Source organism: Streptomyces sp. NPDC033131 (assembly GCF_055578365.1).
Genome location: NZ_JBVIPA010000025.1, coordinates 91,482 through 115,380 on the forward strand (window position 1 = coordinate 91,482; position 23,899 = coordinate 115,380).

At 69.7% G+C, this 23,899-nt stretch carries 19 protein-coding genes and 1 pseudogene; 10 read left to right on the plus strand and 10 right to left on the minus strand.

The window, feature by feature from the left end; all coding sequences use genetic code 11:
* The first annotated feature begins 17 nt into the window (after window positions 1-17).
* The 4 genes from ACZ5XS_RS28355 (at window position 18) to ACZ5XS_RS28370 (ending at window position 5,880) form a co-directional block, all read left to right on the plus strand.
* Window positions 18-1,886 carry an ABC transporter ATP-binding protein gene (locus ACZ5XS_RS28355; RefSeq protein ID WP_468655952.1) on the plus strand — a complete coding sequence of 623 codons (1,869 nt, stop codon included), beginning with the start codon at window positions 18-20 and terminating at the stop codon, window positions 1,884-1,886.
* A gap of 162 nt (window positions 1,887-2,048) precedes the next feature.
* Window positions 2,049-2,936, plus strand: a complete 888-nt coding sequence (locus ACZ5XS_RS28360) for a FadR/GntR family transcriptional regulator (RefSeq protein ID WP_217237381.1) — start codon at window positions 2,049-2,051, stop codon at window positions 2,934-2,936.
* Window positions 2,937-3,365: 429 nt separating this feature from the next.
* The gene (locus ACZ5XS_RS28365) at window positions 3,366-4,901 is read left to right on the plus strand and encodes an RNA polymerase sigma factor (protein WP_468655954.1); all 1,536 of its coding nucleotides are present in this window, start codon (window positions 3,366-3,368) and stop codon (window positions 4,899-4,901) included.
* Between the two features lie 121 nt (window positions 4,902-5,022).
* On the plus strand, window positions 5,023-5,880 hold the full coding sequence (locus ACZ5XS_RS28370; protein WP_468655956.1) for a serine protease: 858 nt from the start codon (window positions 5,023-5,025) through the stop codon (window positions 5,878-5,880).
* Between the two features lie 110 nt (window positions 5,881-5,990).
* Here the strand turns inward: ACZ5XS_RS28370 and ACZ5XS_RS28375 are convergent, their stop codons facing one another.
* Window positions 5,991-6,221, minus strand: a complete 231-nt coding sequence (locus tag ACZ5XS_RS28375) for a DUF7455 domain-containing protein (RefSeq protein ID WP_217237384.1) — start codon at window positions 6,219-6,221, stop codon at window positions 5,991-5,993.
* 441 nt (window positions 6,222-6,662) lie between these two features.
* Here ACZ5XS_RS28375 and ACZ5XS_RS28380 point away from each other — a divergent pair, with 441 nt between their 5' ends.
* The 4 genes and pseudogenes from ACZ5XS_RS28380 (at window position 6,663) to ACZ5XS_RS28395 (ending at window position 11,291) form a co-directional block, all read left to right on the plus strand.
* Window positions 6,663-8,783 carry a DNA gyrase/topoisomerase IV subunit B gene (locus tag ACZ5XS_RS28380; RefSeq protein WP_468655958.1) on the plus strand — a complete coding sequence of 707 codons (2,121 nt, stop codon included), beginning with the start codon at window positions 6,663-6,665 and terminating at the stop codon, window positions 8,781-8,783.
* 193 nt (window positions 8,784-8,976) lie between these two features.
* Window positions 8,977-9,072 (plus strand): annotated as a pseudogene (locus ACZ5XS_RS28385) (DNA-binding response regulator); the annotation flags it as partial.
* A 69-nt stretch (window positions 9,073-9,141) separates the two neighbouring features.
* Window positions 9,142-9,702 (plus strand): DUF485 domain-containing protein, encoded by a 561-nt coding sequence (locus ACZ5XS_RS28390; RefSeq protein ID WP_468655960.1) that lies wholly within the window; start codon window positions 9,142-9,144, stop codon window positions 9,700-9,702.
* Entirely contained in the window at window positions 9,699-11,291 is a 1,593-nt protein-coding gene (locus ACZ5XS_RS28395) for a solute symporter family protein (RefSeq protein WP_468655962.1), read from the plus strand. Before ACZ5XS_RS28390 ends, ACZ5XS_RS28395 begins: the two co-directional genes overlap by 4 nt.
* Window positions 11,292-11,461: 170 nt before the next feature.
* Here ACZ5XS_RS28395 and ACZ5XS_RS28400 read toward each other — a convergent pair whose 3' ends face one another.
* The 4 genes from ACZ5XS_RS28400 to ACZ5XS_RS28415 all read right to left on the minus strand — a co-directional run bounded on the left by ACZ5XS_RS28400 (window position 11,462) and on the right by ACZ5XS_RS28415 (window position 16,194).
* Window positions 11,462-12,142, minus strand: a complete 681-nt coding sequence (locus ACZ5XS_RS28400) for a response regulator (RefSeq protein ID WP_217237391.1) — start codon at window positions 12,140-12,142, stop codon at window positions 11,462-11,464.
* Window positions 12,139-13,809, minus strand: a complete 1,671-nt coding sequence (locus ACZ5XS_RS28405; protein WP_468655964.1) for an ATP-binding protein — start codon at window positions 13,807-13,809, stop codon at window positions 12,139-12,141. The genes ACZ5XS_RS28400 and ACZ5XS_RS28405 overlap by 4 nt, the downstream gene beginning before the upstream one ends.
* Window positions 13,810-13,939: 130 nt before the next feature.
* The gene (locus ACZ5XS_RS28410; RefSeq protein WP_468655966.1) at window positions 13,940-14,884 is read right to left on the minus strand and encodes a sucrase ferredoxin; all 945 of its coding nucleotides are present in this window, start codon (window positions 14,882-14,884) and stop codon (window positions 13,940-13,942) included.
* Window positions 14,885-14,937: 53 nt separating this feature from the next.
* Complete coding sequence (locus ACZ5XS_RS28415) at window positions 14,938-16,194, minus strand: citrate synthase (protein WP_468655968.1); 1,257 nt, start codon at window positions 16,192-16,194, stop codon at window positions 14,938-14,940.
* A gap of 122 nt (window positions 16,195-16,316) precedes the next feature.
* On the opposite strand from ACZ5XS_RS28415, the gene ACZ5XS_RS28420 reads away from it, so the two are divergent.
* A complete protein-coding gene (locus ACZ5XS_RS28420; RefSeq protein WP_468655970.1) occupies window positions 16,317-17,480 on the plus strand; it encodes a citrate synthase/methylcitrate synthase in 1,164 nt (387 codons plus the stop codon).
* An 11-nt stretch (window positions 17,481-17,491) separates the two neighbouring features.
* Here the strand turns inward: ACZ5XS_RS28420 and ACZ5XS_RS28425 are convergent, their stop codons facing one another.
* From ACZ5XS_RS28425 to ACZ5XS_RS28440, 4 genes are all read right to left on the minus strand, one after another.
* Window positions 17,492-18,193 carry a DUF6082 family protein gene (locus ACZ5XS_RS28425; RefSeq protein ID WP_468655972.1) on the minus strand — a complete coding sequence of 234 codons (702 nt, stop codon included), beginning with the start codon at window positions 18,191-18,193 and terminating at the stop codon, window positions 17,492-17,494.
* A gap of 109 nt (window positions 18,194-18,302) precedes the next feature.
* Window positions 18,303-18,590: a hypothetical protein gene (locus tag ACZ5XS_RS28430; RefSeq protein ID WP_468655974.1), complete on the minus strand. Its 288-nt coding sequence runs from the start codon at window positions 18,588-18,590 to the stop codon at window positions 18,303-18,305.
* A 117-nt stretch (window positions 18,591-18,707) separates the two neighbouring features.
* Window positions 18,708-18,947, minus strand: a complete 240-nt coding sequence (locus tag ACZ5XS_RS28435; RefSeq protein ID WP_217237397.1) for a hypothetical protein — start codon at window positions 18,945-18,947, stop codon at window positions 18,708-18,710.
* Between the two features lie 222 nt (window positions 18,948-19,169).
* Window positions 19,170-19,670 (minus strand): DUF6082 family protein, encoded by a 501-nt coding sequence (locus tag ACZ5XS_RS28440; RefSeq protein ID WP_468655976.1) that lies wholly within the window; start codon window positions 19,668-19,670, stop codon window positions 19,170-19,172.
* Window positions 19,671-20,146: 476 nt separating this feature from the next.
* On the opposite strand from ACZ5XS_RS28440, the gene ACZ5XS_RS28445 reads away from it, so the two are divergent.
* The gene (locus tag ACZ5XS_RS28445; protein WP_468655978.1) at window positions 20,147-21,166 is read left to right on the plus strand and encodes a CobW family GTP-binding protein; all 1,020 of its coding nucleotides are present in this window, start codon (window positions 20,147-20,149) and stop codon (window positions 21,164-21,166) included.
* Here the strand turns inward: ACZ5XS_RS28445 and ACZ5XS_RS28450 are convergent.
* A complete protein-coding gene (locus tag ACZ5XS_RS28450) occupies window positions 21,163-23,619 on the minus strand; it encodes a DNA gyrase/topoisomerase IV subunit A (RefSeq protein WP_468655980.1) in 2,457 nt (818 codons plus the stop codon). The genes ACZ5XS_RS28445 and ACZ5XS_RS28450 overlap by 4 nt on opposite strands.
* Between the last annotated feature and the right edge of the window lie 280 nt (window positions 23,620-23,899).

Consider the following 23,899-nt stretch of genomic DNA (forward strand, 5'->3'; position numbering starts at 1 on the left):
GCGCTATCTTGCTACGGGTGATCCAGGCCTTCGGACTGACCAGCAACTCCCGCAAGAATCTTCCGCCCGCGGTCGACGACGTCTCCTTCGAAGCGCGCGCAGGCCGTGTCACCGCGCTCCTCGGAGCGGCGGGAGCGGGCAAGACAACGGCGCTCAGGCTGATGCTCGAACTGCAACGGGGCCGCGGCATCACCTATTTCAGAGGCCGCCCCCTGCACCGCATCGCGCACCCCTCGCGCGAAGTCGGCGTGCTGCTGGGTGACGTGCCGGGCCATCCCGCCCGCAGCGTGCGTGGTCACCTGCGCATGCTGTGCGCTGCGGCGGGCGTCCCGGTCCGGCGTGCTGACGAAGTCCTCGAGGTGGTCGGCCTCGTCAGCCTGCGGGAAGAACGGCTCGGCACTCTCTCGCGCGGCATGGACCGCCGTCTCGGTCTGGCCTGTGCCCTTCTGCCCGACCCGCACACCCTTCTTCTGGACGACCCGGCCGACGGCCTGTCCGCCCGCGAGAACCAGTGGCTGCACGGCATGCTGAGGGCGCATGCCACGCAGGGTGGCACGGTCCTGTTCACCACGGCCGATCCCAAGGAGGCGGCGCGCGCGGCTGACCGTGTCGTCACGCTCGACGAAGGCAGACTCGTCGCCGACCAGGACGCCGCGGACTTCGCCCGTACCCGGTTGCGCCCCCGGGTCGCCGTCCGCAGCCCTCACGCCGCCCGCCTCGCATCGCTGCTCACCAGGGAGGCCCGCACCGCTCAGCGCTCCGTCGAAGTCGTACGGGAGAGCGGCAATCGTCTGTCCGTATACGGCAGTACGTGTGCGGATGTGGGTGAGACCGCATTCCGGCACGGCGTCCTGGTACACCAACTCGCCGACGAGGTCGGTGACACGGGCACGCGTGTGGCGCCGGCTCCCTCGGTGGAGTCACGCGTACTCGACGGGGCACTGTCGGACGGTACGGAAGGGGAACCCGGACCGTCGCGGGTGTCCGGTCCAGCGGGAACACACACCGGTGCGAGCGACGGGGAAGGCCGCCCGTCATCCGCGGCCGGCCCCGTCGAAGCCGTCACAACCGTCGACCCCCTGGCCCCCCTCCCGCCCCCGATCTCCGTCCGTTCCGCGCCCAGCCCTCTGCGTCCGCTGCGCTACGAACTGCGTCGCGCCGCCGGGGTCGGGACGGGGTTCCTCACCGGCGCCGGTGTGCTCGTCACGTCCGCCCTCACGGCCGTACTCCTGGCACGTGTCGGACACACCCCGCAGCCGCGTCTGCTGGCCGCGTGGCCGCGGGAACTCCCGCTGCCGCCCGCGGCACTGGGCGCGGGGCTGCTCGGGGCGCTCGCCTTCGGTGACGAGTTCCGCCATCCCGCCCTGGCGGTGGACCGCGGCACGGTGCCCCGCCGACTGGGGCTGCTCGCCGCGAAACTCGTGGTCGCCGCGGCCACCGCGCTGCTGCTCGCCTTGCTCACGCTGGGCTGCGACGCCGAAGTGCTGTACCTCGTCTACGGACAGGAACTCGCAGAAGTCCCAGCCGACTGGTTGCCGCTGGCCGTCAGTTGGATCGGGTTCGTGATCGGGTGCGCCTGGGCCGGTGTGCTGGCCGCGGGAGTCTTCCGGTCCACCACGGCCGGGCTCGCCGCAGTGGTCGCCGTACCGGTTCTCGTCGTACCTCTCGTACAAAAGGCCTTGGAGGGGGCGTCCGTGCGGGCGGCGGCCGGATTCTCCGTGCGGCTGCGTGAGGTGTTCCTTTCGCAGTGGCCCTTCGGGGGAGAGCGCTATCTGTCGGCCGCTGTACGTGTGCTCGCCCAACCCGTCGGCGGGGCGCTGACGTTGTCGCTGACCGCTCTGCTCTGCGCATATCTGCTCACGACCCTGCGTAGCAGGGTCCGATGACGACCGTCCGCGCCCCATCGGTTCCGCCCTGCGCACAACTCCCCGGGGCGCGCCCATTTCTTTCCGATAAGGCGTCAATTGCGACGGGGTGAGCGATCACCCTTTCGTGTGCTTTTCACCAAAGACCTCAAGGGAGTTGGAGGCGACGCCGACAAAAGATCCGTGAGTACCCTTGCGCACACCATGATGACCGCCGCCCGCTCCGCAGACTCCGGTCTCGCCGGCCCGGGCGAACTCGACCGCTACCCCTACGCCGAGGCGTCGGCGCCCGACCGCGTCGGCATCCCCTCCTGGGACGGCGCGGACCCGGAGCTGGGCCGCATGGGCCGACGCGCCGCAGGCAACCGCGGACGTGGACTGCACGGCCAACTCGTCCAGCAGCTTGGCCAGATGATCGTTTCCGGTGACCTGGGCGCCGACCGTCCGCTGGTCCCCGAGGAGATCGGCCAGCGCTTCGAGGTCTCCCGCACCGTCGTCCGGGAGTCGCTCCGTGTCCTGGAGGCCAAGGGCCTGGTCAGTGCCCGCCCGAACGTGGGCACGCGCGTGCGCCCCGTCAGCGACTGGAACCTCCTCGATCCGGACATCATCGAGTGGCGTGCCTACGGGCCGCAGCGCGACGACCAGCGCCGCGAGCTGAGCGAGCTGCGCTGGACGATCGAGCCGCTCGCCGCCCGCCTTGCCGCCGGGCACGGGCGCGAGGACGTCCAGCAGCGGCTCACCGACATGGTCGAGATCATGGGTCACGCCATGGCGCAGGGCGACGTGCTCACCTTCTCCCGCGCCGACGCCGAGTTCCACTCCCTGCTCATCCAGCTCGCGGGCAACCGCATGCTGGAGCACCTGTCCGGGATCGTGTCGGCCGCCCTGCAGGTCTCCGGTGGCCCGATCGCCGGCTGTGACCGGCCGACCGAGGCCTCGCTGGCGCACCATGGCCGGATCGCCGACGCCCTCGCCACCGGGGACGGCGCGGCGGCCGAGGCGGCCATGCGACAACTTCTCACCGTCCATCCTGAGGTGGAGCGCGTGGTGCCCGCGCCGCGCGAGCACTGACCGCGCACCCCGGGCGGCGCGGTCGGCGATGCCCCGCCCCTCCTGTGGCATCGCCCGGCCGCCGAACCGTCTCCCGTCGGACCCCGCAGGATCCTCAGGGAATCCTGCGGGGTCCGACGGTGCGACGTGGCGGTGATTGGGCCGGAATCGCCAGGCCGAGACCGCGCCTGACCTTCTCTGTCCGTGTCTGACCGTTTTTGATTGCTTACGGGGTGTGACTCGGGCCACGCAGATTGGGCGTAACGCTCGGGGAGACAGCGCGATGACCTAAGAGGTGACAGCCGCGGAGGGAATACGGACGCCGTTCAAGGCGCTGTGCATCTTCCCGGCCCCCGCCCGCGCCGTCGGCCCATCCCCAAGGCCGGTGGTCGGTTCCTGTCCGCATGGACGGGGCCGGAAGCCGTTTTCCAACGTTCCGAGAGGTTGTTCGTGTCGGCCAGCACATCCCGTACGCTCCCGCCGGAGATCGCCGAGTCCGTCTCTGTCATGGCGCTCATTGAGCGGGGAAAGGCTGAGGGGCAGATCGCCGGCGATGACGTGCGTCGGGCCTTCGAAGCTGACCAGATTCCGGCCACTCAGTGGAAGAACGTACTGCGCAGCCTCAACCAGATCCTCGAGGAAGAGGGTGTGACGCTGATGGTCAGTGCCGCGGAGCCCAAGCGCACCCGAAAGAGCGTCGCAGCGAAGAGTCCGGCCAAGCGCACCGCCACCAAGACGGTTGCGGCGAAGACGGTGACCGCCAAGAAGGCCACCGCCACCGCCACGCCGGCGGCACCCGCCGCCGAGCCTGCCGTCGAGGACGAGGCGACCGCGAAGAAGGCCGCTGCCAAGAAGACGACGACCGCCAAGAAGGCGGCCGCGAAGAAGACCGTGGCCAAGAAGGCGACGGCCAAGAAGACGACCGCCGGCAAGGATGACGCCGAGGTCGTCGAGGACGAGGCCGTCGAGGAAGTCAAGCCCGGTGAAGAGGAAGAGGAGGGGGCCGAGAACAAGGGCTTCGTCCTCTCCGACGACGACGAGGACGACGCGCCTGCCCAGCAGGTCGCCGTGGCCGGTGCCACCGCCGACCCCGTCAAGGACTACCTCAAGCAGATCGGCAAGGTCCCGCTGCTCAACGCCGAGCAGGAGGTCGAGCTCGCCAAGCGCATCGAGGCCGGTCTGTTCGCCGAGGACAAGCTGGCCAACGCCGACAAGCTCGCCCCGAAGCTGAAGCGCGAGCTCGAGATCATCGCCGAGGACGGCCGACGCGCCAAGAACCACCTCCTGGAGGCCAACCTCCGTCTGGTGGTCTCCCTGGCCAAGCGCTACACCGGTCGCGGCATGCTCTTCCTGGACCTCATCCAGGAGGGCAACCTCGGTCTCATCCGCGCGGTGGAGAAGTTCGACTACACCAAGGGCTACAAGTTCTCCACGTACGCCACCTGGTGGATCCGTCAGGCGATCACCCGCGCGATGGCCGACCAGGCCCGCACCATCCGTATCCCGGTGCACATGGTCGAGGTCATCAACAAGCTCGCGCGCGTGCAGCGCCAGATGCTCCAGGACCTGGGCCGTGAGCCCACCCCGGAGGAGCTGGCCAAGGAACTCGACATGACCCCGGAGAAGGTCATCGAGGTCCAGAAGTACGGCCGTGAGCCGATCTCCCTCCACACCCCCCTGGGTGAGGACGGCGACAGCGAGTTCGGTGACCTCATCGAGGACTCCGAGGCCGTGGTTCCGGCCGACGCGGTCAGCTTCACGCTCCTGCAGGAGCAGCTGCACTCCGTCCTGGACACGCTGTCCGAGCGCGAGGCGGGCGTCGTCTCCATGCGTTTCGGTCTCACCGACGGTCAGCCGAAGACCCTCGACGAGATCGGCAAGGTGTACGGCGTCACGCGCGAGCGCATCCGCCAGATCGAGTCCAAGACCATGTCGAAGCTGCGCCACCCGTCGCGGTCCCAGGTACTGCGCGACTACCTCGACTAGGTCGCGTTCGTACGACATGGAAGGCCCGGCTCCCTGAAGGGAGCCGGGCCTTCGTGCTGCGGGCCGTGATGCTCTGCATGACTCTGGGTGTCCGATCAACACCCCGGAGTAAGGAGCAGGCATGCGGTCTCGCATTGCTCGGGCGCTGGCCCGGCCGCTGGTTCTGGCGGCCGCCGCGGCGGCCATACCACTGGTGTCGGCCGTCCCCGTGGCTGCCGACAACATCGTCGTGGGAGGTTTCCCCGTCGACGTGTCCGAGAGCCCCTGGACGGTGGCTCTGTCCAGTCGTGACCGGTTCGGAGGTACGAGGGCGGGGCAGTTCTGCGGCGGTGTGGCGGTCGGCCGGACCACTGTGCTCACCGCGGCCCACTGTCTGGGGGAGGACGTCCTCGGCGACCCGCCGGACCGCGTCCGCGACCTCAAGGTGATCGCAGGCCGCACGGACCTTCTCTCGGACCAGGGCCAGGAGATCCACGTGCGGGACACCTGGGTGAATCCGGACTACGACGAAGGAGGCAACGCGGGGGATTTCGCTGTGCTCAGTCTCACCGAGCCACTGCCGCAGGGCTCGGTGATCGGGATGGCGGCTGCCGGTGATCCGGGATACCTGCCGGGGACGAGCGCCACCGTCTACGGGTGGGGTGATGCCACCGGTGCGGGGGGTTACGCGCAGAGCCTGCGCGCGGCACGGCTGCGAGTGCTGCCCGACGCACTGTGTGAGAGGGCGTATCCGGGCAGCGCCGACGGTACGTACCTCGTCGGCACCATGCTGTGTGCCGGGGAGGAGGAGGGTGGCCGGGACGCCTGCCAGGGGGACAGCGGGGGCCCACTGGTCGCCCGCGGGGAACTGATCGGGCTCGTGTCCTGGGGGAGTGGCTGCGGTCGTGCGGGCAGCCCTGGTGTCTACACGCGTGTGTCCGACGTCGTGCGGACGCTGTCCGGGGGCGGTGGGTCGGACATGCCGCGTACGGCCGCCTGACGGCGGCTGAGGGGCTCGATGGGCACGAGCAAGGGCGGCTACCCCTGGGAGCAGGGGCGGCCGCCCTTGGCCGGCCTGTGCCGGTGCTGGCTCGTCGTGGAACGCGAGTGTCAGCGCTCTTCTTCGGAGGCGGATGCAGGAATGGCCGTGAGCCGCTCCGTCTCGTCCTGTATCTCAGCGGCGATCTTCTTGAGTTCCGGCTCGAACTTGCGACCGTGGTGGGCGCAGAAGAGCAGTTCTCCGCCGCTGAGCAGGACGACGCGTACGTACGCCTGGGCGCCGCAGCGGTCGCAGCGGTCAGCGGCCGTCAGCGGGCTCGCGGGGGTCAGAACAGTAGTCACGTCGCCTCTTCTCTAGCTCGACGAGCTGTCGTACCAGGGTCAACATCCAACCAGCCCTAAAACGTTCCCGCTCGGGGCTTTTCCTCGAAAAATCTCTCCGAGGCGGCTGTCTGCTGCCGGTTGGCGGCGAATGTGCCGTATTGCGTGGCTTCGTTGCTTACGGGTTCGCGCTGTCGGTCGGGGGGTCGGTCCTCCCGGCTGGGTTGCCGGTTGTTCATGAGGACGTGCCCGGAGCCTAAATGGTTCATGCCCCGAAGGGAACGTGATATGTACTTCACTCAATCGAGGGATCGAACACGCATACGACCGTGGACTAGGGTGAGTTTAAGAGAGGGTGGCGTTACATCGGCTCTACCAGGCCTCGGTACCCTCTGAGCGGCTACCCAAGCCGCGCCCTTACCCAGAAGGGCCCCACCTGAAATTCAGCGAGGAGCGAACCGCGTGACCGCCGAAACGTCCGTGCCGTCCACAGCTCTGCTGGCAGGAGCAGACCGGGACGGTTCCAACTACACCGCGCGGCACCTGCTCGTCCTTGAGGGGCTCGAGGCGGTGCGCAAGCGCCCGGGCATGTATATCGGCTCGACCGATAGCCGTGGACTGATGCACTGCCTGTGGGAGATCATCGACAATGCCGTCGACGAGGCCCTAGGGGGGTACTGCGACCACATCGACGTGATCCTCCACGACGACGGCTCTGTGGAGGTTCGCGACAACGGCCGGGGCATCCCGGTCGACGTGGAGCCCAAGACCGGCCTTTCCGGTGTCGAGGTCGTCATGACCAAGCTGCATGCCGGCGGCAAGTTCGGCGGCGGCTCGTACGCCGCGTCCGGTGGTCTGCACGGCGTGGGTGCCTCCGTGGTGAACGCCCTGTCCGCGCGGCTGGACGTCGAGGTGGACCGCAGCGGCTACACCCACGCCATCAGCTTCCGGCGCGGCGTCCCCGGAGCCTTCGCCACCATGGGCCCCGACGCCAAGTTCGAACCGGGAGGCCTGCGCAAGGGCAAGAAGATCTCCAGGAACCGCACCGGTACGCGCGTGCGCTACTGGGCCGACCGCCAGATCTTCCTCAAGGACGCCAAGCTCTCCCTGGAGAACCTGCACCAGCGCGCACGTCAGACCGCCTTCCTGGTCCCCGGCCTGACCATCGTCGTCCGTGACGAGTACGGCCTGGGCGAGGGGGGCAGCAAGGGTGAGGAGTCCTTCCGCTTCGACGGCGGGATCAGCGAGTTCTGTGAGTACCTGGCCACCGACAAGCCGGTCTGCGACGTCCTGCGCTTCTCCGGTCAGGGCACCTTCAAGGAGACCGTCCCGGTCCTGGACGACCATGGCCAGATGACGCCCACCGAGGTCACCCGTGAGCTCGGCGTGGACGTCGCGCTGCGCTGGGGGACGGGCTACGACACGACCGTGAAGTCGTTCGTCAACATCATCGCCACGCCCAAGGGCGGCACCCACATCGCGGGCTTCGAGCAGGCCGTCGTCAAGACGATGAACGAAGTGCTCCGCACCAAGAAGCTGCTGCGCGTAGCCGAGGACGACGTCGTCAAGGACGACGCCCTCGAAGGACTCACCGCGGTCGTCACGGTCCGCCTCGCCGAGCCTCAGTTCGAGGGGCAGACCAAGGAGGTCCTCGGTACCTCGGCGGCCCGTCGCATCGTGAACACCGTGATCTCCAAGGAGCTCAAGGCGTTCCTCACCTCCACGAAGCGGGATGCCGCGGCCCAGGCCCGCGTCGTCATGGAGAAGGCCGTCGCCGCCGCCCGTACGAGGATCGCCGCACGTCAGCACAAGGACGCACAGCGCCGGAAGACGGCTCTGGAGTCCTCGTCGCTGCCCGCCAAGCTCGCCGACTGCCGCAGTGACGACGTCGAGCGCAGCGAGCTCTTCATCGTCGAGGGAGACTCCGCGCTCGGCACCGCCAAGCTCGCGCGGAACTCCGAGTTCCAGGCGCTGCTGCCGATCCGCGGAAAGATCCTCAACGTTCAGAAGTCGTCCGTCACGGACATGCTCAAGAACGCCGAGTGTGGCGCGATCATCCAGGTCATAGGAGCGGGTTCGGGTCGCACGTTCGACATCGACGCGGCTCGCTACGGCAAGATCATCATGATGACCGACGCCGATGTGGACGGCTCCCACATCCGGACCCTGTTGCTGACGCTGTTCCACCGCTACATGCGGCCCATGGTCGAGGCGGGCCGGGTGTTCGCCGCGGTGCCGCCACTGCACCGCGTCGAGCTGATCCAGCCGAAGAAGGGCCAGGACAAGTACCTCTACACGTACTCGGATCGTGAGCTGCGGGACAAACTCCTGGAGTTCCAGAGCAAGGGAGTCCGGTACAAGGACTCCATCCAGCGGTACAAGGGCCTCGGCGAGATGGACGCCGACCAGCTGGCCGAGACGACCATGGACCCCCGTCACCGCACCCTGCGTCGGATCAACCTCTCCGATCTGGACGCTGCCGAGCAGGTCTTCGACCTGCTGATGGGCAACGACGTGGCACCACGTAAGGAGTTCATCTCCAGCTCGGCTGCGACGCTGGACCGGTCGCGCATCGACGCGTAGCCGCTGCGCTGTGCCCGGACCGGTGGGAATGGGACTGGTCCGGGGCGCCGGTTCAATCGCCGGCTCCGTCCCCAAGGGCTGAGGCGTGGGTGGTCGCGGGTGGGCCGGGGCGGTGTGAGGTGGCGGGTCAACCGGGTACGGGTCGGGCGCGTCAAGTGTGCGGTGGGCCGTCGGGTGACGCGCGGGGCCCGACATCAACAACCTCTTCGCCAAGACAGGGCCGACGGACCGAGCGCAGGCGGTGCGTTACGCGTACGGGAAGGGGCTTGTACGGCCACCGACGGGGTGAGTCACCTAATGGGGTGAAGAGCGCGGGGAAGAAGAGTCGGGGATCTTCCCGTTCTGTCCATCCTTGGGCATGCAGTCAAGCAACGGTCGCCCCCGCGGAGGCGGCGGTGGTGCCGAGAGTTCGGTCGACAACCATGACGGTCATGAAGCGGCGCTCGCCGAGGGGCCCGGAGGGGTGAGGTACGACGACCCCTGGTACGACGCGCTGGCCTCCGGCTGGGGCGAGTCGGGTGGCGCCGACGCGCCCGTGCCCGCGGTGTCTTCGGTGTCGCGGGAACACGAGGCCCCGGCTGTCGCGGCGGCCGAGGTGTACCTGGAGGTCCAGCGCAGCGCGGCCTTCCAGGAGGTGCGCAGCCGGTACCGGAGGTTCGTCGTGCCGGGGGTCGCCGTGTTCTTCGCCTGGTACGTCGCCTATGTGGTGACCGCGACGACGGCGCCCGGGTTCATGGCACGCCCCGTGACGGGCGCGGTGAACGTGGCGATGCTGGCGGGGCTGGGACAGTTCCTCACCACCTTCCTGTTCACCTGGGCGTACGCGCGGCACGCGCGGCTGCGCCGGGACCGGGCCGCGCTCGAACTGCGGTGGGACACCCAGGAACTGACGCGGGGTATCCGGGGAGGTGTGTCGTGACGGGGGACCATCAGGCGCTGGCGTTGCTTCTGTTCAGTGCGTTCGTCGCCGTGACACTGGGGATCACGACGTGGGTGAGCCGTCACCGGCACGGTTCGGCGGAGGAGTTCTACGCGGGTGGCCGGCTGTTCTCACCCATGGAGAATGGTTTTGCCATCGCGGGTGACTACATGTCGGCCGCGTCCTTCCTCGGCATCTCCGGCCTCATCGCCCTCTACGGCTACGACGGGCTGCTGTACTCGGTGGGCTTCCTGGTGGCCTGGCTCGTGGTGCTGTTCCTCGTCGCGGAACTCGTGCGCAACTGCGGGCGCTTCACGCTTGCCGACGTGGTGGCGGCGCGGATGACCGAGCGTCCCGTGCGGATCGCGGCGGGAACATCCTCGGTCACCGTGTCCGTTCTGTACCTGGTGGCGCAGATGGTGGGAGCGGGCAGTCTGGTCGCGTTGCTGCTCGGGGGCACCAGCGGGGCGGCGCAGACCTGGACAGTCATCGGGGTCGGCGCGCTCATGGTGATCTACGTGTCGTTCGGAGGCATGCGGGCCACCACCTGGATCCAAATCGTGAAGGCGGTCCTGCTGCTCGGTGGCACCGTCACGCTCACTGTGCTCGTCCTGGTGCGGTTCCACGGCGACTTCGACCGGCTGCTGCTCACGGCGGCGGAGCGCAGCGGTCACGGGACATCGTTCCTGGCGCCCGGCCTGAAGTACGGCGGGGACTGGACTGCCCGCCTCGACTTCATCAGCCTGGGGCTCGCGCTGGTGCTGGGCACGGCAGGGCTGCCGCACATCCTGTCCCGCTTCTACACCGTGCCGACCGCGCGCGCCGCCCGGCGGTCGGTCGTGTGGTCGATCGGGCTCATCGGCGGCTTCTACCTGATGACGATCGTCCTCGGATTCGGTGCGGCGGCGATCGTGGGGCCGGAGGCGGTACGGGGATCTAACGCGGCCGGGAACACGGCGGTGCCGCTGCTGGCACTCGATCTGGGCGGCGGCGCGGACTCCACGGGCGGAACAGTTCTGTTCGCGATCGTCGCCGCCGTCGCCTTCGCCACGATCCTCGCCGTGGTCGCCGGGATCACGCTGGCCTCCTCCGCGTCCGTCGCCCATGACCTGTACGCCTCGCTGCGTCGCCGGAAGTCCAGGCCGCGCAGCGAAGTGGCCGTCGCCCGCGCCGCCGCCGTCGGCATCGGGGTGGTCGCGATCGCCCTCGGCCTGCTGGCGCGCGACCTCAATGTGGCGTTCCTCGTGGGCCTCGCCTTCGCCGTCGCCGCGTCCGCCAATCTGCCGGTGCTGCTCTACTCGCTGTTCTGGCGCGGCTTCACCACCCGCGGGGCCGTGTGGGCCGTCTACGGCGGGCTGATCCCGGCCGTCGTGCTCGTGCTGCTGTCGCCAGTGGTGTCCGGCAGCCCCGAATCACTGTTCCCCGGCGTCGATTTCCAGTACTTCCCGCTGCAGAATCCCGGCCTCGTCTCGATCCCCCTGGGCTTCGTCGCGGGCTGGCTCGGCACGGCCACCTCCTCGGAACTGCCCGATGAGGCCAAGCACGCGGAGACCGAGGTGCGGTCGCTGACGGGGGCGGGGGCCGTGTAGAGGGCGGCGCGCGTGCATCGTCGGCCGGTGGGCGGCTCGCCCAGACGGCCCCCCACGGCAAGCGCCAGCACCGGCGTAAGGAGTTCTCGGCCCCGGGCTGACATCCCCGAGGCTCGCATCCGTATGCAGCGGCGGGCGCGGTCCCTTCCCCCGTTCCCACGGCCGTGTCCTCAGGCGCGGGTCGCCCACACGTAACGGTGTTCCGGGCGGCCCGCGTCGCCGTACTTGAGGGTGAGTCTGGCCCGTCCCGTGCGCTCCAGGAGCTTCAGATAGCGCTGGGCGGTCTGGCGGCTCACTCCGGTGCGTTCGGCGATCTCCTGGGCGGACAGGGGACCTTCCGCGTTCATGAGGGAGCGGCGGACCAGTTCCGCGGTGGTGGGGGAGTGGCCCTTGGGCAGTCCGGGCTCCGACGGTGTGGACAGGGCGCCGAAGATGCGGTCCACCTCGGCCTGTTCCGCCTCGCCACCGCCGTCGAGGGTGCGGCGCAGCTGCGCGTACGCCTCCAGTTTGGCCCGCAGGCCCGCGAAGGCGAACGGCTTGACCAGGTACTGCAGCGCGCCCTGCCGCATGGCGGCCTGCACGGTCGAGACGTCCCGCGCCGCCGTCACCATGATCACGTCGCTCTGGTGGCCGCGTCGGCGCATCTCCTGGACGACCGTGAGGCCCGTCTCGTCGGGCAGGTAGTGGTCCAGGAGGATCAGGTCCACGTGGGGCAGCGCCTCCAACTGGTGCAGCGCCTCCGCCGCGCTGTGCGCCTCGCCGGCCACGTGGAAGCCCGGCACTTTCTCCACGTAGGCGGCGTTGACCCGCGCGACCCGGATGTCGTCGTCCACGACCAGGACCTCGATCATCGTGATTCCTCCTCGGTGGCCGACTGCGGGGCTTGCGACGCGGTGAGGGCCGGTTCCGGATCGGCCAGGGCGTCGGGCAGGACGATCGTGAACTCCGCACCCCCGCCGCCCGCCTCGCCGACAGTGGCGGTGCCACCTTGACGCTCGGTGAGCCTGCGCACCAGGGAGAGCCCGATGCCACGGTTGCGGTGGGCCGGCGGCTTCTTGGTGGACCAGCCCTCCGTGAAGACCAGCTCGCGGTTCTCCACCGGAACTCCCGGGCCGGTGTCCCGCACCCTGAGGACGGCGGTACGCCCCTCCGCGCGCAGTTCGACCTCCACGCGCGCGTGCGGCGTGCCCGCGGCGGCGTCCAGCGCGTTGTCGACCAGGTTGCCGAGGATCGTGACCAGCCCACCGGGGTCGACCAGCCGGTCCGGCAACCGGGTCCGGTCCGAGACCCACAGGGCGACCCCGCGCTCGGCCGCGACGGTCGCCTTGCCCACCAGCAGGGCGGCGAGCAGGGGGTCCTGGATCTTCTCGGTGACCTGTTCGGCGGTGGCACGGTGGTCGCCGACGACCTCCCCGACAAACTCCACGGCGTCGTCGTACATCTCCAGTTCGAGCAGTCCCAGGAGCGTGTGCATGCGGTTGGCGTGCTCGTGGTCCTGGGCGCGCAGGGCGTCGATGAGCCCCTGCGTGGAGTCGAGTTCCCGGCCGAGCTGCTCCAGCTCGGTGCGGTCGCGCAGGGTGGCGACGGCACCGCCGTCGTCGGTGGGCATGCGGTTGGCGACCAGCACGCGCTGGCCACGTACGGTGAGCAGGTCGGTGCCGGTCACCCGGCCCGCGAGGACGTCGGCCGTACGGCCCGCGCCGAGCGCCTCGTCGGGGGAGCGGCCGACGGACTCCTCCCCGATGCCGAGCAGCCGCTGCGCCTCGTCGTTGATCAGGCGGACGCGGCCGGCGCGGTCCAGGGCGACCACGCCCTCCCGGATGCCGTGCAGCATGGCCTCGCGTTCCGCGAGCAGCCCTGAGATGTCAGAGAAGGCCAGGTCGCGGGTCTGCCGATGCACCCGGCGCGAGATGAGCCAGGCGGCCAGCGCACCGACGGCCAGGGCGCCGCCGGCGTACGCGAACAGGCCGGGGATCGCGTGGATCAGCCGCGCCCGCACGCTGTCGTACGCGATGCCGACCGAGACCGCGCCGACGATGTCGCCGTCGCTGTCGCGCAGCGGCACCTTGCCACGGGCGGAGCGGCCCAGAGTGCCACTGTCGATCTCCATGACCTCCTTGCCGGCGAGAGCCTGGCCGGGGTCGGTGGAGACGGTCCTGCCGACCTGGTCGGGCGTGGGGTGCGACCAGCGCACGCCCCGCCAGTCCATCACCACGACGTACTCGGCCCTGGTCCTCTCGCGGATCCGCTCCGCCGCCTTCTGGACCGGCCCGTCGGCCGTCGGAGGCGTGTTCCTGACCTCGTCCGCGATCCGCGGCTCGGCGGCGGTGGTCTGGGCGATCGCGAGCGCCCGGCGCATCGCCTGGTCGTCCAGCTGGTCGCTGAGGGGGGCGAGGAACAGGCCGGTCGCGAGCACCGCGACTCCCGCGGCGATCGCCAGCTGCATCAGCAGCACCTGCGAGAACACGCGCCGCGGCAGGCCGAGGCGCAGGCGGCGGGCGGGGGAAGTGCGGCTCATACCCATGAAGGTACGTGGGTGTGCCTCAACTGCCGCAGGGGGTGTGGCGTGGATTACTTGATCAATATGTGAGATGCCTGGACGACGCGTGTTGTCGGAAGGGGACTCGGCCAGGACGACGCGCGCGCCCTCAGCTCGCGAGTGCCGTCGTCCCCGTCAGCTCGTGCACCGCCACCACGTCCATCCGCGCGGGCGAGCCGAGCACCGACGCCCCGCAGCTCTCCGCGCGGGGCGGCAGCGACGCGTCCTGGGCCACGACGACACGCCAGCGGCGTCCGTCGGTGTGCGCGACGGTCACCTCCCAGCGCGGCGCCGCGCCCTCCGTGCGGACGACCGCGAGGGCGTCCGCCGCGTCCTCCCCGCCGGCCGTGCGCACGGCCAGCTCGGCCGCTTGGCCGGGCCGCTCCCAGGCCGAGTTCCCGCGGCACCCCGCCACGACGATCCGTCCTTCCTGGACGCCGTGCAGGATCTCCTTGACGGCATGGGCCTCGGCCCGCCCGTAGGTGTATCCGTACGGCAGGACGAGGAGCGTCGGAGAGAAGCGGTGACCACCCAGATGGGTGACCTCCCAGGTGCCCTTGACGTCGGACGCGGCCAGCTCGGCGGCGAGCGGGCGGCCCAGGAGCGCGCAGCAGCGGTCACGCTTGCCGTTGGTGCAGACGAGTGCAAGCGGATCGCCGGTGTGGGGCCGCCCGTCGAGCGCCGCGTCGAAGCTGCTGTGGTCGCCCCTGCCGAGCGCGGCGAAGTCGAGGTCGAGCAGCCGGCGCGGATCGCAGGTGGTGGCGGAGCGCAGCCACGCGTTCCCGGGCAGGGTGTGCGCGGCATACACGTGACGTGCGGTGGGGGTGCCGCTGTCGGCGTGCCGTCCGGGGCGGCGGATCAGCGCGACGCGTACGTCCGTGCCCTGGGTGGCGGCCTCCAGGGCGCGGCCGAGCGCGGGGTCCAGGTGGCTCGAAGTGAGCGCCTTGGCACCCCAGGGGCCGGGCTGCTCCAGAAGCAGCCAGGTCCTCGCTGTCGCCGCGGTCCCGGAGATGGGCTCGTCGAGCTCCTGGGAGACGGTTGAGCACGTACTCACAGAGGTGAGCCTAACCTGACTTGAGGCAGGCGACTTCCGGACGGGCGTGTGTCCTACTCCGGGAGGTGCTGCGGCGGCCTCGGACCGACGTAGTGGCCGCTCGGGCGCATGCGCAGGGGGCGTTCCCCGTACTCCTCCAGGGCGTGGGCGATCCAGCCCGCCGTACGGGCCACCGCGAAGATCGTCTCGCCCGCCGTGGCGGGCATGCCCGAGGAGGCGGTGAGAACGGCGAGCGCCAGGTCGATGTTGGCGTGCAGCGGAGCGTGACGCGCGGTGGTGGCCACGATGTCCTGGGCGGCGGCGAGGGCGGACTCGGCCTTGGGGATCTGCTCCAGGAGGCCGAACAGGGCACGCGCGCGTGGGTCCTCGCCCGGATAGAGACGATGGCCGAGCCCCGGGATGCGGCGGCCGGCCCGCAGTTCGTCCGCGATCACGGGGGCCGCGCTGCCCTGGTCGAGCACGTCGAGCAGCAGCCTGTGGGCAAGCCCGCTGGCCGCGCCGTGCAGAGGACCCTCGATCACGCCGAGCCCGGCGGAGACGGCCGCGTAGGCGTGCGCGCGGGCCGACGCGGCGACACGCACGGCGAGGGTCGATGCGGCGAGGTCGTGGTCGACGAGCAGCGCGAGCGCGGTGTCGAGGGCGCGCAGACAGGCCTCGTCGGCGGGCCGGCCGCTGAGCCGCGTCCACAGGCGGTGGGCGAGCGGGCCGCCGTCGCCCGGGTCGTGCAGGATCGGCGGCAGGGCGGCCACCAGTGTGGGGATGAGGACGCGCGCGGTGCCGAGCACGGCCTCCTCGGAGAGGTCGAAGCGCAGCGGATCCGCGGTCGAGGCGGCGATCGCCGCGACCCGCAACCGGTCGGTGGGAGCGGCGTGTTCGGGCAGCGCGTCCACGGCACGGCGGGCCACGGCGACGGCGGCCTCGGGAGCCGTGAAGGTGATGCCGGGCCGCATCCGCCCGGTCCACAGCCACTCGGCCACCTCTTCGTAGGAATGCCGGGCGGCCAGTTCGGTCGCGTCGACGCCCCGGAAGTAGTAGCGATCCGTGTCGATCAACGTGATGCGTGTCCGTACGGACAGCTCGCCTCCGGAACTCGGACTTCCACCGCTTTCGCGGCTGTTGCGCCGGGCGAGCGCCGCCACCTCCTCGGCGTCGAAGGTGCTGCCCCGGCCGCCGGGGACGCGACGGCTGGTGAGCTGGCCGCGACTCACATAGGCGTACACGGTCTCGGGCTTCACGCCCAGCAGCTCGGCGGCCTCCTTGGTGCTCAGCCGCTGTCCGGCAGGGCCGGGGAGGGGTTCTTGATCGCGCATAAGAGATCACCGTATCCGCAGCCGGTCTGTTGATCGCATGTTGATTCACTTGCATTGATTCAATCAATGTTGACAGGAAATCAGTCAATCATGGACAGTCGAATCAAGTCGAGGGAGGAACCATGTCCGTCAACAGGTCCGCAGGCACTCTGGTCGACGTACCGCGAGGACTCGCGGGCGTCGTGGTCACCGACACCGAGGTGGGGGACGTGCGGGGCCGCGAGGGCTTCTATCACTACCGCCAGTACTCGGCGGTCGACCTTGCGCAGACCCGCAGCTTCGAGGACGTCTGGCATCTGCTGGTCCACGGCGAACTCCCGGAGGCCGAACGGGGGGCCGCCTTCGCCGCCGAGACCGCCGCACTGCGGCGACTGCCCGACCGGGTGCGGGCCGCGCTGCCCGCCATCGCCGCGGCCGGCGCGGGATCCGGTCCGCTCGCCGGAATGCGTACCGCGCTGTCGCTGCTCGGTGCGGCGAAGGGTTTCCGTCCGGTGTACGACCTCGATGCGGACCGGCGTCGCCGGGACACCGTCGTCGCCGCGGCGGCCGTACCGACGCTGCTCACCGCGCTGCACCGGCTGGGGGCCGGGCTTGATCCCGTCGAGCCCCGTGAGGACCTGTCCTATGCGGCGAACTACCTCTACATGCTGACGGGTTCGGAGCCGGAGCCGAAGCCGGCCCGGGCCGTCGAGCAGTACTTGATCTCCACCATTGATCACGGATTCAATGCGTCAACCTTCACGGCCCGGGTCATCGCATCGACCGGTGCCGACGTGGCAGCGTGCCTCGTCGGGGCCGTGGGGGCGTTGTCCGGTCCGCTGCACGGAGGTGCGCCCAGTCGTGCGCTGGACACGTTGGACGCGATCGGCACTCCCGACCGCATCGACTCCTGGATTCGCGAACGGGTCCTTGCCGGTGACCGCATCATGGGCTTCGGCCACGCGATCTACCGCACGGAGGACCCGCGTTCCCGGATGCTCCGTGAGATCGCCCAGCGGTTCGGCGGTCAGCGCGTCGACTTCGCCGTCGAGGTCGAGCGCCGCGTCGAGCGGATCCTCGCCGAGCTGAAGCCGGGCCGGGAACTCCACACCAATGTCGAGTTCTACGCGGGTGTGGTCATGGAGCTGTGCGGCCTGCCGCGCGAGATGTTCACGCCGACGTTCGCGGCTGCGCGGGTGGTGGGCTGGAGTGCCAACATCCTGGAACAGGCGGCGGACTCGAAGATCATCAGGCCGGTTGCCCGGTACGTGGGGCCGAGTGCTCCGGTGGCGGTGCCCGGCGGGTGACGGAGCCTCGCTCACGCGGAGGGAGGCGTATCTCGCTGCCGCCTCTCACGGATCGCCCGTTCGAAGATCCTGAACAGCCGCCCTTCGTCGCTGTCGGGCGGCAGAACTTCCTTGGCACTGCGAGAGGCTTCCCAGTAGCGGGCGAAGGCCGGGCTCTGAAACAGGGTTCCCGCGCGTGCGAGCAACTCCTCCTCTGTGATGCCTCCCCACCTGTGGACCAGTAGGTAGTGACTGAACGTCAGGTTGGCGAAGAGGTTCTGACGGAGTGTCTGCCGGGACACTCCCGGAAAGTCGTTCCAGACTTCGGCCAAGGCGGGATCGTCCATGGCCATCTGCGTCAGCTCCACGTGCAGGGCGCGCAGGTCGGACTCCGCGCTCCGGTGCAATTCGTCACGGGAGGAAGCGAGTTCCTCACGCTGCAGGGCGAGTTCGTGGCGCTGCATCCGCAGCTCGCGCTGCTGCAGGAGGAGGGTGGCCACGAGCAGGAGCAGCGCCATCCCCGAGAAGACGGCACTCACCCCGCCGAAATAGTCACCCATGGAGCTGCGCTCCAACGCTGTCCGTCTGTCACCGTTGGCTTCCTCCACGCCGCTGACGAGCCAGCCGCTCACCACAATGGACGCGGCACCGACGAGGGCGGTCCCGGCGATCGTGGCGGCACCCCATACGCAGATCGTGAGCAGTGAGCGCCCTATCCGGCGGTGTGTCGCCATCCACGCCTCCCCATGCGTCTGGCGAATCCTTCCCGACGCTCAGATGGAGAAACAGCGCCACCGACGACGGCGCATGCCCGCCCAGGAGTTCCGGGCGGGCATTTTTTCCTCATTTATCGGGAATGTCGACCTTGGCGGAGGCCAGGGTGCGCCGGTCCACGACCACGACGATCTCGGACGGGGCGAGTGCGCGCATTCCTGGGTGCGCCCTTCGGATCTCCGCCGTGCGTTCTGTGCCGATGACCGCGAAGCGGCCGTCACGGAGTTCGAAGATGTCGGGGCAGTGTGCGCCACCGGTGCTCCCCCTCGACTGAGGGGGAACGCCGATGCGTTGTTTTATGCGGAGGTGTGTGGCGGGTAGTCGGCAGGCCGACTTGCGCCCGAGATGGATGGGCATCCGGATCCCTTCGTGCGGAGAAACGGTGGAGGAGAACCAGGCCGGCGCGTCTGGACATGCGGTGTGGGACGAGCCGTTCGTCAGTCGCGTTGCGGTGTCGAAGGGACTCCCAGGTGCTCAGGCTTCCGGGATGTCCGCCTTGGCCCGAATGAGCGTCTCCCGGGTGATGACAACGATTCGCTCGTAGTCGGCTCGTGAGGCGTCGGGAGGGAGTTCCTCGTCGAGCTTCTGCGTGACGTCCGTGCCGATTACCGCGAAGTTCCCGTCGGCCAATTCGAAGATGTCAGGGCAGTTGCCCCCGCCCGCGCTCCCTCGAGCACTGGGAGGTACACCGATCCGACGGATGATCTGACTCACTGTTGTTTCCCTCTGGTCCACGGCTGAAGAACTTGTGCACACGACGGCTGCGGCGTACGAAAGCAGCCTTGTGGGGTGCACTCGTCTTCCGGCGGCGTGAGCGACGCTTGTGGGGTCGCTCGACGCGATCAGGCGTGAGTCAACCTCAGCGGCGTCTGGGACAACTGGTGACTTGACCCGTTCGTTATGGCCCGAGGGTGTGATTCCCGGGATGTGGTGTTGCTAGCCGGCCGGGGGATCCCCGACCACCCACCATTCGTCTCCGTCCATCTCTTCCAGTTGCCGTAGGAGTTCGTCCACCATCCGGCCAAGGTCGGCCTCGTCTGATCCGTCCGGGAGGGTTGCCCGCTGCCCCTGCGTGGCGTACCAGTACTCGCGGACGACGGGGTTCTGCAGCAGGCCTCTGATGAAGCCGAAGAACTCCTCGAGGCTGATGTTGCCGATGCGGTAGTAGAAGACGAGGTTCGTGTACAGGGCGTTGGCGAAGAGATACTGCCGTCGTTTCTGCTGCGACGCGGGCGCCTCGAAGATGTCCAGCACCTCGGCCAGTTCCGGGCTGTCGATCGCCTTGCTCAGCAGTTCCCAGTGCAGGCGCTGCTGATTGGCCAGGTTGGTGTGGAGCTGGTTGTGAGCCACCTGTTCCTCCAGGTGGGCGAGCCGTACGCGCAGCGACTGGAGCGTGCGGTGTTGTGCGGCCAGGGCGGCGAGAACTCCCGTCGCCAAGCCAAGGCCTGCTGCCAGGGGCCCAGGGAACCCCCGTGTTCCACGCTTCCGTGTGGCCATGTCAACCCCCGAATCAGGCGGCCGTCCGCCGGTCGTCGGAGTGCGGGTCGACTGGAGGGGACCGGCGAGCGGTGGGCGGCGCTTGCCGCCTCCCAGAATGCCGAGCGGCTCTGACCGGCGGGGAGGCGGAGAGGAGGCGCACGGAGGGAAGCGAGGGTCGCACAGTCCGGCGCCTTCCCCAACGTCTGCCCCGCAAGAGCTGCTAACAATCGTTCACTTCGCGGGGATTCTTGCGGCTCGTATCCTGGGTCGGCATTCGATTCTGGTAGGTGCGCCGGGCTGCGAGCCGGTGCGCGCTTCGGTGAGAGAAAGGTCGCACGTTGAGCCAGCCGAGCCCGCCGACGAACGCAGGCCCGCGTCCGAGTCCGCCGGAGAGTCGGCCGACCACTCCGGGAGCGCGGCAGATCCCGGTCGTCGTGCTCGCCGGATTCCTCGGCTCCGGCAAGACAACCCTGCTCAACCACCTCCTCCACCGCAGCGGAGGCAGCCGGATCGGCGCCGTCGTCAACGACTTCGGGGCCATCGAGATCGACGCGATGGCCGTCGCCGGTGCCCTCGGCGACTCCACGGTCTCCCTCGGCAACGGGTGCCTGTGCTGCGCCGTCGACGCCAGTGAGCTGGATGAATACCTGGAGCGGCTCGCGCGGCCCTCCCTCGGCATCGACGTCATCGTGATCGAGGCCAGCGGACTCGCCGAACCCCAGGAACTCGTGCGCATGGTGCTCGCCAGCGAGCATCCGGGGATCGTCTACGGCGGGCTCGTCGAGGTCGTCGACGCCGCCGAGTTCGACGACACCCGCGCGCGGCATCCCGAGATCGACCGGCACCTCGGCCTCGCCGACCTCGTCGTCGTCAACAAGCTCGACCGGGCCGCCGACGGCGAGCGGGTCCTCGGACTGGTCCGGTCCCTCGTGGACCGGGCCGCCGTCGTGCCGGCCCACTACGGCCGCATCGACCCCGAGTTCCTCTTCGACTGCCGGCCCAGCGAGGAACGTATCGGGCAGTTGTCCTTCGACGACCTGCACGATCAGACCGCGGGGGACAGCCACGACCAGCACCTGCACAGCGGCTACGACAGTGTGGCCTTCGTCTCCGAAGTGCCCCTCGACCCGCGTCGGTTGATGCAGTTCCTCGACAGCAGGCCCGAGGGGCTGTACCGGATCAAGGGATACGTCGACTTCGGGCCGAACGACGTCGCGAACCGTTACGGCGTGCATGCCGTCGGGCGGTTCCTGCGCTTCTACCCGGAGCCCTGGACGCCCGCAGACGCCCGCCTCACCCAGCTGGTGCTCATCGGCTCCGGCATCGACGTGCCCGCCCTCGGCAAGGAGCTGGAGGCGTGCAAGAGCGACGCCCCACACGCCGACGAGCACGGCATGTGGGGCGTTCTGCGCTACGTACAGGAGCCGGAGGAAGAGGCCCCGCGGGAGGCCTAGACCGGTCCTGCCACCACCGACACCGTCTTCGGCAGCGACACGCCCGAACCGTCGCGGCGCGGGTCCATCTCCGGGAGGTCGGCCGGGGTGCCGTTCTTCTGGGCCGCCTTCGCCGGGACGGGGCCCGCCCAGGCCAGGGACAGACAGTCCTCGCCCTTCAGGAAACGCTGGCAGCGGACGCCGCCGGTGGCGCGGCCCTTGCGCGGGTACTGGTCGAAGGGGGTGAGCTTGGCCGTCGTCTGCACGGAGTCGTCCAGCGTGCCGCGTGAGCCCGCGACCGTGAACACCACCGCGTCCGCGGCGGGGTCGACGGCCGTGAAGGAGATCACCTTCGCGCCCTCGGTGAGCTTGACGCCCGTCATGCCGCCGGCCGGGCGGCCCTGTGGCCGGACCTGGGCGGCCTGGTAGCGCAGCAGTTGCGCGTCGTCCGTGATGAAGACCAGGTCCTCCTCGCCGGTGCGCAACTCCACCGCGCCGACGATCCGGTCGCCCTCCCTGAGGGTGATGACCTCCAGCTCGCCCTTGTTGGTCGGATAGTCCGGGACCACGCGCTTGACGACGCCCTGGGCGGTGCCGATCGCCAGGCCGGGAGAGGACTCGTCGAGCGTGGTCAGGCAGACCACCGTCTCGTCGCCCTCCAGGGGGACGAACTCCGCGACCGGGGCGCCGCCCGAGAGGTTCGGCGCGGACGCGGTGTCCGGGAGCTGGGGCAGGTCGACGACGTTCACCCGGAGCAGGCGTCCGGAGGACGTGACCACGCCCACCTCGCCGCGCGCGGTGGCCGGCACCGCCGAGACGATCACGTCGTGCTTGGTGCGCCGGGCCTCGGCGTCCTCCGGGAACGGCTCGCCGTTCGCCGTGCGGGCCAGCAGGCCCGTGGAGGACAGGAGCACGCGGCAGGGGTCGTCGGCCACCTGGAGTGGCACGGCGGCCGCCGGGGAACCCGCCGACTCCAGCAGGACCGTACGCCGCTCGGTGCCGAACTTCTTCGCCACCGCGGCCAGTTCGGTGGAGACCAGCTTGCGCAGCTCGGAGTCCGAATCGAGGATCCGGGTCAGCTCCGCGATCTCCGCGTTCAGCCGCTCCTTCTCCGACTCCAGCTCGATGCGGTCGAACCTGGTGAGGCGGCGCAGCGGCGTGTCCAGGATGTACTGCGTCTGGATCTCGCTCAGCGAGAAGCGCTCGATCAGGCGCTGCTTGGCCTGCGCGGAGTTGTCGCTGGAGCGGATGAGGCGGATGACCTCGTCGATGTCGACCAGGGCGGTGAGCAGGCCCTCCACCAGGTGCAGCCGGTCGCGCTTCTTGGTGCGGCGGAACTCGCTGCGGCGGCGTACGACCTCGAAGCGGTGGTCGAGGTAGACCTCCAGGAGCTCCTTGAGGCCGAGGGTGAGGGGCTGGCCGTCCACCAGCGCCACATTGTTGACGCCGAAGGACTCCTCCATGGGCGTCAGCTTGTAGAGCTGTTCCAGGACCGCCTCCGGCACGAAGCCGTTCTTGATCTCGATGACCAGGCGCAGGCCGTGCGCGCGGTCGGTGAGGTCCTTGACGTCGGCGATGCCCTGGAGCTTCTTCGAGCCGACCAGGTCCTTGATCTTGGCGATGACCTTCTCGGGACCGACCGTGAAGGGCAGTTCGGTGACGACGAGGCCCTTACGGCGGGCCGTCACGTTGTCCACCGCCACCGTGGCGCGGATCTTGAAGGTGCCGCGGCCCGTCTCGTACGCGTCCCGGATGCCGGAGAGGCCGACGATCCGGCCGCCGGTGGGCAGGTCAGGACCCGGGACGTGCCGCATCAGGGCTTCGAGGTCCGCGTTCGGATAGCGGATCAGGTGGCGGGCGGCCGCGATGACCTCGGCCAGGTTGTGCGGCGGCATGTTCGTGGCCATGCCGACGGCGATGCCCGAGGCGCCGTTCACCAGGAGGTTCGGGAAGGCGGCGGGCAGGGCCACCGGCTCCTGCTCCTGGCCGTCGTAGTTGGGGTTGAAGTCGACCGTGTCCTCGTCGATCGACTCGGTCATCAGGCTCGTCGCCTCGGCCTGGCGGCACTCGGTGTACCGCATGGCGGCCGGCGGGTCGTCATTGCCCAGCGATCCGAAGTTGCCGTGGCCGTCGACCAGCGGGACGCGCATCGAGAAGGGCTGGGCCATGCGCACGAGGGCGTCGTAGATCGACGCGTCACCGTGCGGGTGCAGCTTGCCCATGACCTCGCCGACGACACGGGCGCACTTCACATAGCCGCGCTCCGGGCGCAGGCCCATCTCGTTCATCTGGTAGACGATGCGGCGGTGCACCGGCTTGAGGCCGTCACGGGCGTCCGGCAGGGCGCGGGAGTAGATGACCGAGTACGCGTACTCGAGGAAGGAGCCCTGCATCTCGTCGACGACGTCGATGTCGAGGATCTTCTCCTCGTACGAGTCGTCGGGCGGCGGGGTCTTCGTGCTGCGGCGGGCCATCGCTGCCGGCTCCTCCTGTTTCTGGTGTTCGCCTGGGGGCGCTGAGGTCGGTGTCGAGGGCCCGAGTGTGCTCAGCCCTGCGGGCCTGTGCGCGCTCGACCTCTCGACATCGACGCGTCCCTTCGGCTCACTCTTGCTGAAGCGTGAACGGGATCTGACGCGACCATTGTGGACCGCGGCACTGACAGTGCGGGCCGGGGCCCACCGTCGGCCGCCCGGCCCGGGATGGGCGGGCGTCTGACCGCGATTGCCCGCAGGCTACGCGATCTCGCTGACGGCG